16 protein-coding genes are annotated in these 16,963 nt (G+C 61.4%); 9 read left to right on the top strand and 7 right to left on the bottom strand.

What is annotated here, in order from left to right:
* Nucleotides 1–69 precede the first annotated feature (69 nt).
* Nucleotides 70–732, top strand: a complete 663-nt coding sequence (gene yrfG, locus ACVWSC_RS01265) for a GMP/IMP nucleotidase (RefSeq protein ID WP_442111510.1) — start codon at nt 70–72, stop codon at nt 730–732.
* A 286-nt stretch (nt 733–1,018) separates the two neighbouring features.
* On the opposite strand, the gene lysM is transcribed toward yrfG, so the two are convergent.
* Nucleotides 1,019–1,459 carry a peptidoglycan-binding protein LysM gene (gene lysM / locus ACVWSC_RS01260; RefSeq protein ID WP_442111508.1) on the bottom strand — a complete coding sequence of 147 codons (441 nt, stop codon included), beginning with the start codon at nt 1,457–1,459 and terminating at the stop codon, nt 1,019–1,021.
* A gap of 84 nt (nt 1,460–1,543) precedes the next feature.
* Here lysM and ACVWSC_RS01255 point away from each other — a divergent pair, with 84 nt between their 5' ends.
* From ACVWSC_RS01255 to ACVWSC_RS01240, 4 genes are all read left to right on the top strand, one after another.
* On the top strand, nt 1,544–2,431 hold the full coding sequence (locus ACVWSC_RS01255; RefSeq protein WP_442111506.1) for a LysR family transcriptional regulator: 888 nt from the start codon (nt 1,544–1,546) through the stop codon (nt 2,429–2,431).
* Nucleotides 2,432–2,523: 92 nt separating this feature from the next.
* A complete protein-coding gene (fdhD, locus tag ACVWSC_RS01250; RefSeq protein WP_442111504.1) occupies nt 2,524–3,360 on the top strand; it encodes a formate dehydrogenase accessory sulfurtransferase FdhD in 837 nt (278 codons plus the stop codon).
* Entirely contained in the window at nt 3,357–5,693 is a 2,337-nt protein-coding gene (locus tag ACVWSC_RS01245; RefSeq protein WP_442111502.1) for an FdhF/YdeP family oxidoreductase, read from the top strand. Before fdhD ends, ACVWSC_RS01245 begins: the two co-directional genes overlap by 4 nt.
* Before the next feature lie 212 nt (nt 5,694–5,905).
* Complete coding sequence (locus ACVWSC_RS01240) at nt 5,906–6,391, top strand: glycine zipper domain-containing protein (protein ID WP_442111500.1); 486 nt, start codon at nt 5,906–5,908, stop codon at nt 6,389–6,391.
* Between the two features lie 11 nt (nt 6,392–6,402).
* Here ACVWSC_RS01240 and ACVWSC_RS01235 read toward each other — a convergent pair whose 3' ends face one another.
* The 4 genes from ACVWSC_RS01235 to ACVWSC_RS01220 all read right to left on the bottom strand — a co-directional run bounded on the left by ACVWSC_RS01235 (nt 6,403) and on the right by ACVWSC_RS01220 (nt 10,133).
* Nucleotides 6,403–6,831, bottom strand: coding sequence for an acyl-CoA thioesterase (locus ACVWSC_RS01235; RefSeq protein WP_442111498.1), 429 nt, complete (start codon nt 6,829–6,831; stop codon nt 6,403–6,405).
* Between the two features lie 208 nt (nt 6,832–7,039).
* Nucleotides 7,040–8,587 carry a phosphoenolpyruvate carboxykinase gene (locus ACVWSC_RS01230; protein ID WP_442111496.1) on the bottom strand — a complete coding sequence of 516 codons (1,548 nt, stop codon included), beginning with the start codon at nt 8,585–8,587 and terminating at the stop codon, nt 7,040–7,042.
* A gap of 179 nt (nt 8,588–8,766) precedes the next feature.
* The gene (gene hslO, locus ACVWSC_RS01225) at nt 8,767–9,669 is read right to left on the bottom strand and encodes an Hsp33 family molecular chaperone HslO (protein WP_442111494.1); all 903 of its coding nucleotides are present in this window, start codon (nt 9,667–9,669) and stop codon (nt 8,767–8,769) included.
* Between the two features lie 62 nt (nt 9,670–9,731).
* Nucleotides 9,732–10,133: an RNA-binding S4 domain-containing protein gene (locus ACVWSC_RS01220; RefSeq protein WP_442111492.1), complete on the bottom strand. Its 402-nt coding sequence runs from the start codon at nt 10,131–10,133 to the stop codon at nt 9,732–9,734.
* 141 nt (nt 10,134–10,274) lie between these two features.
* On the opposite strand from ACVWSC_RS01220, the gene rimB reads away from it, so the two are divergent.
* Nucleotides 10,275–10,757, top strand: coding sequence for a retropepsin-like aspartic endopeptidase RimB (rimB, locus tag ACVWSC_RS01215; RefSeq protein ID WP_133216441.1), 483 nt, complete (start codon nt 10,275–10,277; stop codon nt 10,755–10,757).
* On the top strand, nt 10,754–11,659 hold the full coding sequence (rimK, locus tag ACVWSC_RS01210; RefSeq protein WP_442111489.1) for a 30S ribosomal protein S6--L-glutamate ligase: 906 nt from the start codon (nt 10,754–10,756) through the stop codon (nt 11,657–11,659). The genes rimB and rimK overlap by 4 nt, the downstream gene beginning before the upstream one ends.
* A gap of 36 nt (nt 11,660–11,695) precedes the next feature.
* Here the strand turns inward: rimK and ACVWSC_RS01205 are convergent, their stop codons facing one another.
* Both ACVWSC_RS01205 and ompR read right to left on the bottom strand, forming a co-directional pair.
* Nucleotides 11,696–13,009, bottom strand: a complete 1,314-nt coding sequence (locus tag ACVWSC_RS01205; RefSeq protein ID WP_442111487.1) for an ATP-binding protein — start codon at nt 13,007–13,009, stop codon at nt 11,696–11,698.
* 126 nt (nt 13,010–13,135) lie between these two features.
* Nucleotides 13,136–13,876 carry an osmolarity response regulator transcription factor OmpR gene (gene ompR / locus ACVWSC_RS01200; RefSeq protein WP_442111485.1) on the bottom strand — a complete coding sequence of 247 codons (741 nt, stop codon included), beginning with the start codon at nt 13,874–13,876 and terminating at the stop codon, nt 13,136–13,138.
* A gap of 240 nt (nt 13,877–14,116) precedes the next feature.
* Between ompR and ACVWSC_RS01195 the strand changes: the two genes are divergently transcribed.
* On the top strand, nt 14,117–16,435 hold the full coding sequence (locus ACVWSC_RS01195; RefSeq protein ID WP_442111483.1) for a Tex family protein: 2,319 nt from the start codon (nt 14,117–14,119) through the stop codon (nt 16,433–16,435).
* Nucleotides 16,435–16,818: a PaaI family thioesterase gene (locus ACVWSC_RS01190; RefSeq protein ID WP_442111481.1), complete on the top strand. Its 384-nt coding sequence runs from the start codon at nt 16,435–16,437 to the stop codon at nt 16,816–16,818. Before ACVWSC_RS01195 ends, ACVWSC_RS01190 begins: the two co-directional genes overlap by 1 nt.
* Nucleotides 16,819–16,963 lie beyond the last annotated feature (145 nt).

The raw sequence follows: 16,963 nt of genomic DNA, 5'->3' as shown, positions 1-16,963 counted from the left end.
TGGGCGTGAACGGGTTACTATACCGTGGCTTGCCCGGCCACTGCTGCCCTGACTGTCCGAGAATTTCATATGCCTGTTTTAGCCTGGTCCACCATCGACACCGTACTGCTGGATATGGACGGCACCTTGCTGGACCTGCACTTCGACAATCACTTCTGGCTCGAACACCTGCCGCAGCGCTATGCCGACCTGCACGGCATCAGCCTGGCGATGGCCCAGCTGGAAATGGAGCCGTTGTTCGAACGCCACGCCGGCTCGCTGAACTGGTACTGCCTGGATTTCTGGAGCCGTGAGCTGAACCTTCCAGTGCGTGAGCTGAAACTGGAAATTGCACACCTGATTGCCTTGCGTCCGGACGCCGACACCTTTCTGCAGGCGATCAAACAGGCCGGCAAGCGGGTAATCCTGATCACCAACGCCCACCGTGACTCGTTGTCGCTCAAGCTGGAAAAGGTCGAGCTTGCCCCCTACTTCGAGCGCCTGATCAGCTCTCATGACTACGGTTATCCCAAGGAAAACCCGCAGTTCTGGGAAGCGTTGCAGGCCGATATCGGCTTTACGCCAGCGCGCAGCCTGTTTATTGATGACACCTTGTCGATTTTGCGCAGCGCCGGCCGCTTCGGCGTGGCACACCTGCTTGCGGTGCGCCAGCCGGACAGCCGCAAAGGGCCGCGTGATACCGAAGAATTCGCCGCCGTAGAAGACTACCGAACCCTCCTCGAAGGCCTGTAGGAGCGGGCTTGCCCCGCGAAGCGATGTAACAGACAAACCGCTATCGCGGGTCAAGCCCGCTCCTACCGCGCTGGATCTGTGGGAGCGAGCTTGCCCCGCGAAGCGATGTGACAGACAAACCGCCATCGCGGGTCAAGCCCGCTCCTACCGCGCTGGATCTGTGGGAGCGGGCTTGCCCCGCGAAGCGATGTGACAGACGAACCGCTATCGCGGGTCAAGCCCGCTCCTACCGCGCTGGATCTGTGGGAGCGGGCTTGTCCCGCGAAGCGATGTGATAGACGGACGGTTACTCTGGAATGCGCAGAGTCTGCCCAGGGTAGATCTTGTCGGGATGCTTGAGCATCGGTTTGTTGGCCTCGAAGATCTTGTTGTACAGATTGGCATTGCCATACACCGTCAGCGAAATAGCGCTAAGAGTGTCGCCCTTTTGCACCACAACGAAGCGGGCAGCAGCCACGGCCGGCCCGGTAACAGTGATCTGGTCATCGACTGACGCAACACCAGCAATGTTGCCCAACGCCAGGAGAATCTTCTCCTTCTCTTCCTGACTGGCCACTTCACCGGTGACGACTACCTTGTCGCCATCGACCGTCGCCTTGATGTTCGGATTACCGAGGCCAACTGCTTCGACGTGCTTTTGCAATTGCTCACTGGCATTGGCGTTCCCAGGGGTCAGCAGGTCGATGATTTTCTCACCGGCCTCTTTGATGAAGCTCAAAATGCTCATACCGCTCTCCTTGGTGATGAATCCCGGAGCAAGCAGTCTAGGACAGGTTAGAATGCTTCGCCTGCTTTACGCCAAGGAGCGACGATGGACATCAAACAACTGAAATTCCTCATCGCACTGGATGAAACCCGTCATTTCGGCCAGGCGGCGGCCCGCTGTCACGTGACCCAACCCACTCTGTCGATGCGCCTGCGCAACCTGGAGCAGGAGCTGGACCTGGCCCTGGTCAACCGTGGTCAGCGTTTCGAAGGCTTCACCGCCCAGGGTGAGCGGGTACTGGCCTGGGCTCGCACGGTAATTGCCGCTTACGATGGCCTGCACGCCGAAGCCGCCGCCTGTCGCGGGCATCTGGTCGGCAACCTGCGCCTGGGGGTGGTGCCGCTGTCGAGCTTCGACCCGCTGCCGCTGTTGCAACGCCTGCACCAGCAGCACCCGGACCTGAATTTCGAACTCAGCGCATTAAGCTCCGAGCAAATCCTCGAGCAACTGACCAGCAACCGCCTGGACCTGGGCGTTTCTTACCTGGATCGCCTGGACCACGAACGCTTTTTGTCCTTGCCCTTGGGTGAAACCCGCATGGGGCTGTTGTATGACCCAGATCATTTTGCCTTCGCGCCACAGCCCTTAAGCTGGCAGGCACTGGCTGAACTGCCGTTGGGTCTGCTGACCGCAGGCATGCACTTTCGCCAGTCGATTGACCACAACTTCCACAGCCGTGGGCTGGCGCCCCGATTGCTGCTGCAGACCGATGCCGTCCATCAGTTGGTGCAGGCCGTCGGTGGCGGGTTGTGTTGCGCGATCATGCCGCTGGCGGCGGGCCTTGAAGTCCTCACCGAGCGGCTGCGCCTGCAACCGATCGAACAGGCCAGCACCCTCGCACCGCTGGGCCTGATCATGCGGCGTACCGCGCCACGCTCGGCGCTGGCCGAAGCCTGTCTGGCCGAGTTTCAGGCCATGCAAAGCCGTGCCTGATCGACGGGCTCTATCACGGCATCAGCATTAGCGATTAGACGATACCCGAGCGCAAGCCTAGGCTTAAACCAGACCAGCCGCCGGTATCTCTGATGAGCACAACACCTCCGGCCTGCGCGGCGTCCGCTCCCCTGACTGCGCCCGCGGCCAGCAATACCTATGACTACAGCCACCTGACCGACAACAGCCCGGCCAGCACACCGTTGGCCGAAGAAGTTGCCCTGGGCATTGCCTACAACGGCATCAACCAGGCGGTCATGCTGGTCAGCCCCACCGACCTTGAAGACTTTATCGTTGGCTTCAGCCTAGGCAGCGGCATCATCAGCTCGCCAGACGAAATCTACGACCTCAAGCTCAGCGGCTGCGGATCAGCGATCAACGCTGAAGTGGAAATCGCCAGCCGCGCCTTCTGGAATCTGAAAAACCAGCGTCGGCAACTGGCCGGCACCAGTGGTTGCGGCCTGTGTGGGGTCGAGGCGTTGGAGCAAGCCCTGCCAGCACTCAAGGTGCTACCGGGTGCCCCGCTGCCGCCGGCACACTGGCTCGACGGCCTGCGCCAACGCATCGATGCCTTCCAGCCTTTGGGCCAGCACTGCGGCGCGGTGCATGCGGCGTTGTTCATGAACAACCAGGGCGAACTGCTGCTGGGCCGCGAAGACATCGGCCGCCACAACGCGCTGGACAAACTGATCGGCGCCCTGCTGCGCCAACACATCAGCCTCGAAGGCGGCCTGGCGGTTGTCACCAGCCGCTGCAGCCTGGAATTGATCCAGAAAGTCCTGCGTGCCGGCATCCAGACCCTGGTCAGCCTGTCGGCACCGACCGGCCTGGCGCTGCAGTGGGCACGCCAACACAACCTCAACCTGATCCATCTGCCTAAACACAGTGCGCCACGGGTGTTCAGCCCCGTGCTGGAGAATCGCCCGTGAGCCTGCATCATCAAGCCGACCAAAAACCCGTTCCGCGTTACAAGCCCTACCACGGTGCCGCGGGCGGCTGGGGTGCACTGCGCAGCGTGGCGCAGGCCTGGATCGGCAGTGACAACGCACTGAAGAATATCCGCGCCCTGCTCAAGACCAACCAGAACGGTGGTTTCGACTGCCCGGGCTGCGCCTGGGGTGATTCGCCGGAAAGCGGCATGGTCAAGTTCTGCGAAAACGGCGCCAAGGCGGTGAACTGGGAAGCCACCAAGCGCCGAGTCGATGCGGCGTTTTTTGCCCGCCACAGCGTCACCTCGCTGCTCAGCCAGAGTGACTACTGGCTTGAATATCAGGGCCGTCTTACCGAGCCGATGGTCTACGAGCCCAGCACCGACCGTTACCGACCCATTGACTGGAACGCCGCCTTTGCCCTGATCGCCAGCCATCTGCAGCGTCTTGAAAGCCCCGACCAGGCCGAGTTCTACACCTCGGGCCGGGCCAGCAACGAAGCGGCCTACCTGTACCAGCTGTTCGTCCGCGCCTATGGCACCAACAACTTCCCGGACTGCTCCAACATGTGCCACGAAGCCAGTGGCGTGGCCCTGGGCCAAAGTGTCGGGGTGGGTAAAGGCACGGTGACCTTTGACGACTTCGAGCACGCCGACGCGATTTTCGTCTGGGGTCAGAACCCTGGCACCAACCACCCGCGCATGCTCGAACCGCTGCGTGAAGCCGTCAAACGTGGCGCGCAGGTGGTGTGCATCAACCCTCTCAAAGAACGGGGCCTGGAGCGTTTCCAGCACCCGCAGCATCCGCTGGAGATGCTGACCAACGGCGACCGCCCGACCAACACCGCGTATTTCCGCCCGGCACTGGGTGGCGACATGGCCGTGCTGCGCGGCATGGCCAAGTTCCTCCTGCAATGGGAACGCGAGGCCCAGGCCAGCAATGCCCCGGCCATTTTCGACCATGAGTTTCTCAATCAGCACACTGACGGTGTGCTGGATTACCTGGCCGCCGTCGACAGCACCTCATGGCAGCAGATCGAATCGCAGTCCGGCCTCGACCTCGAACAGATCGAGCACGCCGCGCGGATGTACTGCAAAGCCAGGAAAGTCATCATGTGCTGGGCCATGGGAATTACCCAGCACCGCCATTCGGTGGCGACCATTCAGGAAATCGCCAACCTCATGCTGTTGCGCGGCAACCTCGGCGTGCCAGGCGCCGGATTGTGCCCGGTACGCGGCCACAGCAACGTTCAGGGCGACCGCACCATGGGCATCAACGAACGCCCGCCAGTTGCCCTACTCGACGCGCTGGAGCGCCGCTTCGGCTTCCAGGTACCACGTCACAATGGCCACAACACCGTCGAAGCGATTGGCGCCATGCTCGCCGGCCAAGCCAAGGTGTTCATCGGCCTGGGCGGCAACTTCGCCCAGGCAACCCCCGACACCGAACGCACTGCCCAGGCCCTGCGCAGCTGTGAACTGACCGTACAGATCAGCACCAAACTCAACCGCAGCCACTTGATCCACGGCAAGCAGGCGCTGATCCTGCCTTGCCTGGGCCGCACCGACATCGACCTGCAAAGCGATGGCCCACAGGCCGTTACCGTGGAAGACTCGTTCAGCATGGTGCATGCCTCCAACGGCCAACTGCAGCCATTGTCGCGGCAAATGCGCTCAGAGCCTGCGGTGATCGCCGGGATCGCCGCCGCCACGCTGGGTGCAAAACCTGTGGACTGGAACTGGCTGGTGGCTGACTACGGGCGCATCCGTGACCTGATCAGCGACACCATCCCCGGCTTCGACAACTTCAATCAGCGCCTGGCGCATCCTGGTGGCTTCTATCTGGGTAACAGCGCCGGCAAACGCCAATGGAAGACCGCCAGCGGCCGCGCCAACTTCAAAGCCAACGGCTTGCCTGACGACCTGCTGCACGAGCGCGTACGCGCCACCGGCCAGGCGCCTGACCTGATCATGCAGTCCATGCGCTCCCATGATCAGTACAACACCACCATCTACGGGCTCGATGACCGTTACCGTGGCGTCAAAGGCCAGCGCAATGTGTTGTTTGCCAATGAAGCCGACATCATCCGCCTGGGCTTCCATCCGGGGCAGAAGGCCGATATCGTCTCGTTGTGGAGCGATGGCCGCGAACGTCGGGTCAAGGGCTTCACCCTGCTGGCATTCGATATTCCGGCCGGTCAGGCGGCGGCGTATTATCCGGAGGTGAATCCGCTGGTGCCGCTGGAAAGCGTCGGTGATGGCAGCCACACCCCGACATCGAAGTTTGTCGCGATCAAACTGGAAGCCGCCAGCGACAACGCGCGCATCCTCTGACAGAATCTGCGGTTCGACACCCAATAAAAAAGGCCCTGGCAGCGATGCCGGGGCCTTGTCTCAAGTAAGCTCAGACAGCGCAAAATCAAGAAAGTTTCACAGCTAAAACAGTAACTTAGCGAATTGTGTACAAGTCGTGTTACTCGTCGGATTTGCGTTGCCAGCGCCCCTCGCCAGCCTCAGGATCGCCTCGTCATCCCTATGAGGCTCTCTTGATGAAGTACTCCTCGATTCTGTTGTTGTCTCTTGGCCTGCTCAGTGGCGTTGCCTCAGCCGGCGGCAATACCGAAGCCGGTATTGGCGGCGCGTTGGGTGGGGTACTGGGCTCAGTGGTCGGCCAATCGGTCGGCGGTAGCACTGGCGGTGCAATCGGCGCTGGCCTGGGTGGTGCAGCCGGTGGTGCCCTGGGTGCCGACAAGCGCCAACGTGGCGAAGCGGCAATCGGCGGTGCACTGGGCGCTGCTGGCGGTAACGTGGTAGGTCGCAGCGTGGGCGGCACTACCGGTAGTTACATCGGTGCAGCCGCAGGTGGTGGTGCTGGTGGTGCCTTGGGTAACTACCTGGGCAACAAGGCCGACGACGACGAACGTGACGATGCCCGTCGCTACCGTCGTGGCTACGACGACCGTCGCTACTACCACGACCGTGGTCACCACTACGGCCATCGCAAGCACAAGAAGCACTGGCGTCACCGCTAAGTGCGGTGGACTCAGCCCTGCAGGCGCAGCAATGCCGTCTGCAGGGCTGTTGGCAGTTGCGCCGGCCGCCCCGAGGCCCGCTCGATAAACACCTGCACCACCTTACCTGCGGCACAAGGCTGCTGCTCTCCCGCCTGAAACAGACCTAACTGATACTCCACCGTACTACCGGCCAGGCGCGCAACGCGCAAGCCGACCTCCAGCGTGTCAGGAAACGCCGGCAAGGCGAAAAAGTCTGCAGCTGAACTCACCACAAACCCCATCACTTCACCGTCCTGAGGGTCCAGGCCCGCGTGTTGCTGCAGGAATGCCTGAATCGTCGTGTCAAAGTAGCTGTACACCGTAGCGCCAGCGATATGGCCGTTGAGGTCGCTGTCCTGCCAGCGCGTGAGGATCGGCTGATGATGAAGAAATTGGTGACGCTGAAGAGTCTCGGACATGGATGACCTCTACACCGGGTAGGAGCGGGCTTTTGTGGGAGCGGGCTTGCCCCGCGATTCGATACAACGTCGGGCTACAATCGCGGGGCAAGCCCGCTCCCACAGGTGGTGCAAGACAGTTGCCTACAGTGCCTGATTCCACCAGAAGGCACAGCAAAAACAAAAAGCCGCCCATGAGGGCGGCTTTTTGCGTCACGCGGTCTGCAGCTTACAGCTGTGGACCAGCGGCCTTGATGGCGTCGGAAACTTCGAACTTCTTGAAGTTTTCGATGAACAGGTTGGCCAGGCCTTTGGCAGCTTCATCATAAGCCGCCGAGTCAGCCCAGGTGTTGCGTGGGTTGAGCAGAACAGTTTCAACGCCAGGAACCTGCTTCGGCACGTCCAGGTTGATGATGTCCAGGTGCTCGGTTTCAGCACCGATCAGCGCGCCGCTCTGGATGGCTGCGATCACCGCACGGGTGGTCGGAATGTTGAAGCGCTTGCCAACGCCGTAGCCACCGCCAGTCCAACCGGTGTTAACCAGGTAGACCTTGGAGTTGAAGCCCTTGATACGCTTGATCAGCAGCTCAGCGTACTCGCCAGCCGGACGCGGGAAGAACGGTGCGCCGAAGCAGGTGGAGAAGGTCGACTTGATGCCGCCGCCCGAACCCATTTCGGTGGAACCGACCAGCGCGGTGTAGCCGGACAGGAAGTGGTAGGCCGCCTGCTCGTTGTTCAGGATCGACACTGGCGGCAGTACGCCGGTCAGGTCGCAGGTCAGGAAGATGACTGCATTCGGCTCGCCGCCCAGGTTCGCTTCAGCACGTTTGGCAACGTGTTCCAGCGGGTAGGCAGCGCGGCTGTTCTGGGTCAGGCTGACATCGGTGTAGTCGGCGTGCTTGGCGTCGTCGATAACGACGTTTTCCAGCACAGCGCCATGCTTGATGGCTTTCCAGATGACCGGCTCGTTCTTCTCGGACAGGTCGATGCACTTGGCGTAGCAGCCGCCTTCCATGTTGAAGACAACGCCTTCGCCCCAACCGTGCTCGTCGTCACCGATCAGGTAACGGCTTTCGTCAGCCGACAGGGTGGTCTTGCCGGTACCGGACAGACCGAAGAACAGGGTGACATCGCCTTCTTCGCCGATGTTGGCGGCGCAGTGCATTGGCAGCACGTCGGCAGCTGGCAGCAGGAAGTTCTGCACCGAGAACATCGCCTTCTTCATTTCGCCGGCGTAACGCATTCCTGCGATCAGAACTTTCTTCTGGGCGAAGTTGAGGATCACGCAGCCATCGGAGTTGGTGCCGTCACGCTCTGGTACGCACTCGAAGTTGGCAACGTTGAGGATCTGCCACTCATCACGACCGGCCGGGTTGTACTGGCCCTGCTCCGGGTTGATGAACAGGCAACGGCCGAACAGGTTCTGCCAGGCAGTCTGGGTGGTCATTTTCACCGCCAGGTAGTGCTCGGCGGCTGCACCTACGTGGACGTAGGAAACGAAGTGCTCTTGCGCGTTGTTGAACGCTTCGACGCGGTCCCACAAGGCATCGAACTTGTCGGCCGGGAACTTGCGGTTGATCGGGCCCCAGGCGATGGCGTCCTGCGTGGACGGCTCTTCGACGATGAAACGGTCAACCGGCGAACGACCGGTGCGATGACCCGTTTTCACAACCAGTGCGCCAGTATCGGCCAGCTCGCCTTCACCGCGGTTCAGCGCTTCTTTTACCAGCTCATCGACGCTCAGGTCGGTGTACACGGTGTTGTTGGCTTGCGTCATGAGATTCCCCATCCGGCCTGAGGCCGAGTGCTCCAAACGTTTTGTAGTAGAGCTTTGAAAACTACTACAGCGAAAAAAGTGGCCGGATTATGCCAGAAACGCCCAAAAAAAGTAGAGCCCTCCTGTCAGAACGGCGATTTTCCGGCGTTAGACAGGAGATTTACCTGTGATGAAACGTTTTAGTGCCGAGTATCTGACGGCGCGTCTACACCGCCACCGGCGAACAATTGCTCAATATCGGCGGCATCGAACTGATAGCTTTGGTTGCAGAACTGGCAATCGACCTCGATCTTGCCGCCATGTTCATTGACCAGCGCCAGCGCATCATGTTCACCGAGGCTGATCAACGCATTGCCAGAGCGCTCGCGCGAGCAGCTGCAACGGAAGTGCAGCGGCAAGATATCGAACAGACGCACGGCGTCTTCGTGATACAGGCGATGCAGCATGGTTTCGTTGTCCAGGCCCAGCAGTTCTTCGGCTTTCACCGTGTTGGCCAAGGCTTTGACGTGGTTCCAGCTCTCTTCACGCTCTTCGATGTCTTTCTGGCGATCGGCAGGCAGCTGTTGCACCAGCAGGCCGCGGGCGCGCTGACCATCGGCGGCGAGGGAAATACAGGTGTTGACCTGCTGGGACATGACGAAATAGTTGGTAAAGCACTCCGACAAGTCCTTGCCGTCCAGCTCCACCGTGCCCTGGTAACGCTGACCGTTGACCGGAGTGATGGTCAGCACCAGATGTCCGCCAGGCATCAAGTCGGCCAGGGTGGCGTCGTCCTTGATCTGCTCGGCCTCATAGCGCGCCAGGCCGCGAATCTCCTGCTCGCTGGTGCATTCGATGGCCAGCAGGGGCACCGGGCCACTCGACTGCGCCTGAAGGATCAACAGACCATCGAATTTCAGCGTGCCGACCAGCAGCGCGGCGGCCGCCATCAGCTCACCGAGCAGCTGCGCAACGGGTTGCGGGTAAGGATGCTTGGCCAGCACCTCGGCGTAGCTACGCTCCAGCACGACCATTTCACCGCGTACATCGCGGTCGTCGAAGAGGAAGCGTTGGGTGTAATCGGTATCCGGCAATTCAGACATGGGTTCGGGTTTTCACATAAATGAGTTAATGGCACCTAGTTTATCAGTGCGCCCCGCGCCCGTTAACCGGCGCTGTCATGAAGCTGGTGGAGCTGACGCCGCTGTTTCTTGGTTGGCCGACCGTCGGTACTGATGCCCAGCGCCCCGGCCTTGCGCATGGCGGCGGCCTGCTCTCGGCGGGCGATGCTTTCGGCGGTTTCCTCGTACAGCGTCTGGGCTTCGGGCGCACCTTTGCGCACCACCGAAAGCGCCTTGACCACCACCGTGCGCTCATCAAAGCCGGTGCGCAAGACGAATTCGTCGCCCAGTCGTGGCTCCTTGCCCGGCTTGCAACGCTCGCCCCGGCAATGCACCTTTCCACTTTCAATGGCGGCCTTGGCCAGCGCCCGGGTCTTGTAGAAGCGTGCTGCCCACAGCCATTTGTCCAGACGAACCTTGTCGTCCTCTTCCGGCTTTTGTGCCATGACATTTCCCCGCATTTTTTCGTTCACCGAACTGTACTACCGTATCTGGCGGATGCAAAAAATCTGCGGCGTGCTTACAGTTCACCGACCTGTCGCGCACGCCGTTTCTGGCCTTGCGACTTTTTACGCTGGTTGAGCAATTTGAAGACATTTGACCATTTGACTGTGATCGGCCTGCGCGAGTGGGTGGCCTTGCCCGACCTTGGCGTGGCGGGCCTGCGCGCCAAGATCGACACCGGCGCCAGCACCTCCAGCCTGCATGCCACCGAGGTCGAGACCTTCGAACGCAATGGCCAGCCGTGGGTGCGCTTCAACGCGCACCTGGGCTCGGTCGTGCAACTGCGTCACCGCCGCTGCGAAGCGCCGCTGGTGACCATGAAAACCATCAAGAGCTCCAATGGCCAGGCGCAGGTGCGCTACGTGATCCGCACGCCACTGGCCCTGGGAGACCGGGTCTGGGAAGTGGAATTCACCCTGGCCTGCCGAAAAGCCATGCGCTATCGCCTGCTGCTCGGCTCCAAAGCCCTGATCCATGGCCAGTTGGTGGTCAACCCGGGCCTTAAATACGTACAAGACAAACCGGCATTCCCGGCCACTATTTCTCCCTCCACAGGTGTTGCATGAAGATCGCTGTGCTGTCGCGGAACCCGCGTCTGTATTCCACTCGTCGTCTGGTTGAGGCCGGTACTGCACGAGGCCATGAAATGGTGGTGATCGATACCCTGCGCGCCTACATGAACATCGCCAGCCACAAGCCGCAGATCCACTACCGCGGCAAACCCCTTGAGGGTTTCGATGCGGTAATCCCGCGCATCGGCGCCTCGGTGACCTTCTATGGCTGCGCGGTACTGCGCCAGTTCGAGATGATGGGGGTGTTCCCGCTGAACGAATCGGTGGCCATCGCCCGCTCGCGGGACAAACTGCGCTCGCTGCAACTGCTGTCGCGCCGTGGTATCGGCCTGCCGGTTACCGGCTTTGCGCACTCACCCGACGACATTCCCGACCTGATCCAAATGGTCAACGGTGCGCCACTGGTGATCAAAGTGCTCGAAGGCACCCAAGGCATTGGCGTGGTCTTGTGTGAAACCACCAAGGCGGCCGAGTCGGTGATCGAAGCGTTCATGGGCCTGAAACAGAACATCATGGTTCAGGAATACATCAAGGAAGCCGGTGGTGCCGATATCCGCTGCTTCGTGGTCGGTGACAAGGTGATTGCCTCGATGAAGCGCCAGGCCAAACCCGGCGAGTTCCGCTCCAACCTGCACCGCGGTGGCAGCGCCAGCCTGATCAAAATCACCCCCGAAGAACGCATGACCGCCATTCGCGCGGCCAAGGTCATGGGTTTGAGCGTGGCGGGTGTGGATATCCTGCGCTCCAACCATGGCCCACTGGTGATGGAGGTGAACTCGTCACCTGGTCTGGAAGGCATCGAAGTCACCACCGGCAAGGACGTTGCCGGGATGATCATCGAACACCTGGAGAAGAACGGCGGGCCGAACCTGACCCGCACCAAAGGCAAAGGCTAGTAGGAGCGGGCTTGCCCCGCGATTGCGATTTGTCAGTTACACCGCATCGCGGGGTAGCAGCAGGCCCAGTGGCAGCCGCACACGGGCTTCAAGCCCACCGCCAGAGCGGTTGCGCAGTTCGACATTACCGCCATGCTGGGCGGCGATACGCTTGACGATCGCCAGCCCCAGCCCGGTACCTTTGCCACTGCGGGCGCGATCACCGCGAATGAACGGGTTGAAGATCCCTTCCAGCTCGTTCGGGTCGATGCCTGCACCGCGGTCCAGCACGCTCAGCACCACATAAGGCGCACTGCTGTCGCCAGACACATAGGCTGCCACTTCAACCCCTTTACCGGCGTGGTACAGGGCGTTGCCGATCAGGTTGTTGAGCAAACGCTTGAGCGACACCCGGCGCAGCGGGAAAGGCGGAATCGGCTCAAGACACAGGCGTACCCGCTCTTCTGGCTGATTGAAGGGGGCTACCACCTCGCGCACCAGGTCGCTCAGGTCGACCTCTTCCACCGGCTCGTCACGCCCGTCACGAATGAAGGCGAGGAACTGATCGAGAATGGCGTCCATGTCTTCGATGTCACGCACCATGTCGTCGGTCAGATCGTTTTCGTTGGCCAGCAACGACAGCGACAGGCGCAAGCGGGTCAAGGGGGTTCGCAGGTCGTGGGACACGCCAGCCAGCATCAGCTCACGCTCGCGCCCGGCCTGCTCGACATCTTCGGCCATCTGGTTGAAGGCGCGGTACACCTCGGTCATCTCGCTGGGTGTATCACTGACCGGCAACCTGACGCTACGCCCCTGACCCAGTTGCCGGGCAGCAAATACCAGGCGTTTGAGGGGCTGGTTGAGCTGACGGACAAAAATCCACGCCGAGGCCGTGGACAACAGGCCAATCGCCAGGAACCAGCCGAGGACGCTCCAGATTTTCTGACCACGCAACGGGTGCGGATACAGCGGCACCTTCAACCAGCCAGCGCCCAGGCTCGGTGCCCGCACCCAAAGGGCCGGTGGCGCATGGATGCGCAGGCGCACTTCGGTGTCGGCACCCAGTTCGGCCTGCATCTGACGTTGATAGATTTCACTGTAGGGCCAATGCTGTTCGCCTTCAGGCACACCGGAGCCAACCACCCGGATCAACCCTGCCGCTTCGGCGATCTTCTCGCGGTTGGATTCGTCCGCCGCCCAATAGGCGCGCAACGTCAGGGCCACCCCGTGGCTGTACTGGCGATCGACCAACACGTCTTCGTTCATCAGCAGGTAAACCAAGGTCAACGCCTTGGAAAACAGCACGACGATCAGCACCAACCAGAGGGTGCGGGCGAAGAAGCTTTGCGGGAACCACAAGGGCGTTTTCATCGACAACGGCTACACACTTTGCAGGCACGAGCATGGCTCGCAGGCTTTGCGGACCCACCACAGGCAAAAACAGGGCACCCCGAAGGATCGCCCTGCTGGCTGTGACTGGCTCCTACAATCGAAACATCACTTAGCGGCGTTGCCATCCGGTACAAAAACGTAGCCAACACCCCAGACCGTCTGGATATAACGTGGCTTCGAAGGATCAGGCTCGATCATCCGGCGCAGACGGGAAATCTGCACGTCGATGGAACGCTCCAGCGCATCCCACTCACGGCCGCGAGCCAGGTTCATCAGTTTGTCACGCGTCAGCGGCTCACGGGCGTGCATGACCAGCGCCTTGAGTACGGCGAACTCACCGGTGGTGAGCATGTGCACTTCTTCGCCACGCTTCAGTTCACGGGTTGCCAGCGACAGCTCGTAGTCACCGAAGGTGACGGTTTCGTCTTCGCTGCCTGGCGCGCCGGGTACGGCAGGGGCCTGGCGACGCAGCACGGCCTTGACCCGGGCCATCAGCTCGTCGGGGTTGAACGGTTTGGCCAGGTAATCGTCTGCACCCAGCTCCAGCCCCTTGATACGGCTCAGCTCGTCGCCCTTGGCGGTAAGCATGATGATCGGGATCTGGTTGTTCGCGGCGCGCAGGCGGCGGCAGGCGGTCAGGCCGTCTTCGCCGGGCAGCATCAGGTCGAGCACCACCAGGTTGAATACTTCGCGAGCCAGCAGGCGGTCCATTTGCTCGGTATTGGGGACTGCACGGGCGCGGTAGCCCTTGCTGGTGAAGAAACGTTCCAGCAGGCTGCTCAAGCCCGGGTCGTCATCGACGATGAGAATTTTTTCGCCTTCAGCGGTTTGTGCAGTGCTGCTCATGAATTACTCCTCTAATCTCGGCACGCATTATGGCTTAGCCGCCATTGGCCGTGCCGTGTGCATTGTTAGCAGATTTTTCCCGCTGCGCCAGTTTCACAGCCTGGGGAGCTGGCGCCCTGCTATCACCGCAAGCCCGGCGTGCTGGGTATAATGCGCCCCTTTCAGCCAGCGCCGCATTGCTTCGAGCGCCCTATGGCGCCCGCCCGCGGCCTTTGTATTCACACATTGTCAGGTGGTTTTATGGACAGCATCAACAGCCGCATCGCCGAGGAACTCGGCGTCCGCCCGCAACAGGTCGAAGCGGCCGTGGCCCTGCTTGATGAAGGCTCGACGGTGCCTTTTATCGCCCGGTACCGTAAAGAAGTGACCGGCAGCCTGGATGACACCCAACTGCGTCATCTGGAAGAGCGCCTGCGCTACCTGCGTGAGCTGGACGACCGCCGCGCCAGCATCCTGGCCAGCATCGAAGAGCAAGGCAAGCTCACCCCGGAACTGGCCCGCGAGATCAAACTGGCTGACACCAAGACGCGCCTCGAAGACCTTTACCTGCCGTACAAACAGAAGCGTCGCACCAAGGGCCAGATCGCCCTGGAAGCGGGCCTTGGCGAGCTCGCAGACGGTCTGCTCAACGACCCGCAACTGAGCCCAGAAGCCGAAGCCGCGCGCTTTGTTGATGCGGAAAAAGGCGTGGCCGACGTCAAGGCTGCCCTCGAAGGCGCCAAGTACATCCTCATGGAGCGCTTTGCCGAAGACGCCAGCCTGCTCGACAAGCTGCGCAACTTCCTCAAGCAGGAAGCCGTGCTTAGCGCCCGTCTGGTGGCTGGCAAGGAAGAGGAAGGCGCCAAGTTCCGCGACTACTTCGAACACGATGAACTGCTCAAGAGCGTTCCGTCGCACCGTGCCCTGGCGATTTTCCGTGGCCGAAACGAGGGCGTGCTCGCCGCTTCGCTGAAGGTCGGCGAAGAGCTGCCAGGCACCCTGCACCCGTGCGAACTGATGATTGCCGAGCGCTTTGGCCTGCAGAACCACAACCGCCCAGCTGACAAGTGGCTGGCTGAAGTGGTGCGCTGGACCTGGAAGGTCAAACTCTACAGCCACCTGGAAACCGACCTGTTCGGTGAGCTGCGCGACAACGCCGAAAGCGAAGCCATCAACGTCTTCGCCCACAACCTGCACGACCTGCTGCTGGCCGCTCCGGCCGGCCCGCGCGCCACCCTGGGCCTCGACCCGGGCTTGCGTACCGGCTGCAAGGTGGCGGTGGTCGATGCCACCGGCAAGTTGCTCGACACTGCCACGGTTTACCCGCACGTCCCGAAAAACCAGTGGGACCAGACCATCGCCGTACTTGCCGCGCTGTGCGCCAAGCACTCGGTCGAGCTGATCGCCATCGGCAACGGCACCGCCAGCCGCGAAACCGACAAGCTGGCCGCCGAGCTGATCAAAAAATACCCAGCACTGAAAATGACCAAGATCATGGTCTCCGAAGCCGGTGCTTCGGTGTACTCGGCGTCGGAACTGGCTGCCCGTGAGTTCCCGGACCTGGACGTGTCGATCCGTGGCGCGGTATCGATTGCCCGCCGCCTGCAGGACCCGCTGGCGGAACTGGTGAAGATCGATCCGAAATCCATCGGAGTCGGCCAGTACCAGCATGACGTTTCCCAACTCAAGCTGGCCCGCGGCCTGGACGCTGTGGTCGAAGACTGCGTGAACGCCGTCGGCGTTGACGTCAACACCGCCTCGGTCGCCCTGCTGTCGCGCATCTCTGGCCTCAACAGCACCCTGGCACAAAACATCGTCAGCCACCGCGACGCCAATGGCGCGTTCAAAACCCGTGCTGCGTTGAAGAAAGTCAGCCGACTCGGCGAAAAAACCTTCGAGCAAGCGGCAGGCTTCCTACGCGTAATGAATGGCGACAACCCGCTGGACGCCTCGGCGGTGCACCCTGAGGCCTACCCGCTGGTGCAGCGTATTGCGGCCGACACCGACCGCGATATCCGCTCGCTGATTGGCGACAGCGGCTTCCTCAAGCGCCTTGACCCGAAGAAGTTCACCGACGAAACCTTCGGTTTGCCGACCGTCACCGACATCCTCCAGGAACTGGACAAACCCGGCCGCGACCCACGTCCCGAGTTCAAGACCGCTGAATTCCAGGAAGGCGTCGAAGACCTCAAAGACCTGCAACTGGGGATGATCCTCGAAGGCGTAGTCACCAACGTGACCAACTTCGGTGCCTTCGTCGACATCGGCGTCCATCAGGACGGCCTGGTGCACATCTCGGCGCTGTCGGAGAAGTTCATCAAAGATCCGCGCGAAGCGGTCAAGGCTGGCGACGTGGTCAAGGTCAAGGTCATGGAAGTCGACATCCCGCGTAAACGCGTCGGCCTGTCGATGCGCATGAGCGACACCCCGGGCGAGAAGATCGATGGCGCCCGTGGCAGCCGCCCGGGTTCAGCGCCACGTCAGCCAAGCGCCGCGCCGCGTGCAAAGGAAACCCCGGCACCGACCAACAATGCCATGGCAGCGCTGTTCGCCAACGCCAAACAGCTGAAGAAGAAGTGATGGAGGCCCCAGAAGACGTCGTGCTCAGCGCCTTCAGCCACCTGCTTGGCTGCAGCCTGCAACGCCTGGAAGCAGGCGTTGCAGAAATGACAATGGCCCTGGAACCGCATTTGCGCAACCGCGGCGGCAAGCTGCACGGCGGGGCCATCTTCAGCCTGGTCGATACCGCCATGGGCCTGGCCTGTTCCAGCGCCCATGGCTTCGACCAGCAGAGCGTGACCCTGGAGTGCAAGATCAACTACCTGCGCGCCGTCAGCGAAGGCGAAGTGCAGTGCATCGCCCGCGTGCTGCATGCCGGGCGGCGCACGCTGGTGGTCGACGCCGATGTGCTTCAGGGCGACAAGCTGGTGGCAAAAGCCCAGGGAACCTTCGTCATCCTCTAGCCGTCAGCAGCTAAATTGCGATATTTTCGGCAGAGCGCAGGCACTGCCGAAAGCCGGCCAATACCAGGCGACAACGCCAGTTCCTCTGTCCACCCTTGTAGACCGTCAATTCCACCCCCATATTGGGGCGACTGACGCGTGAAGG

This window comes from Pseudomonas sp. NUPR-002, assembly GCF_056322725.1.
Note: the sequence above shows the minus strand (reverse complement) of the source record. Positions and strands in the feature narration are given on the sequence as shown.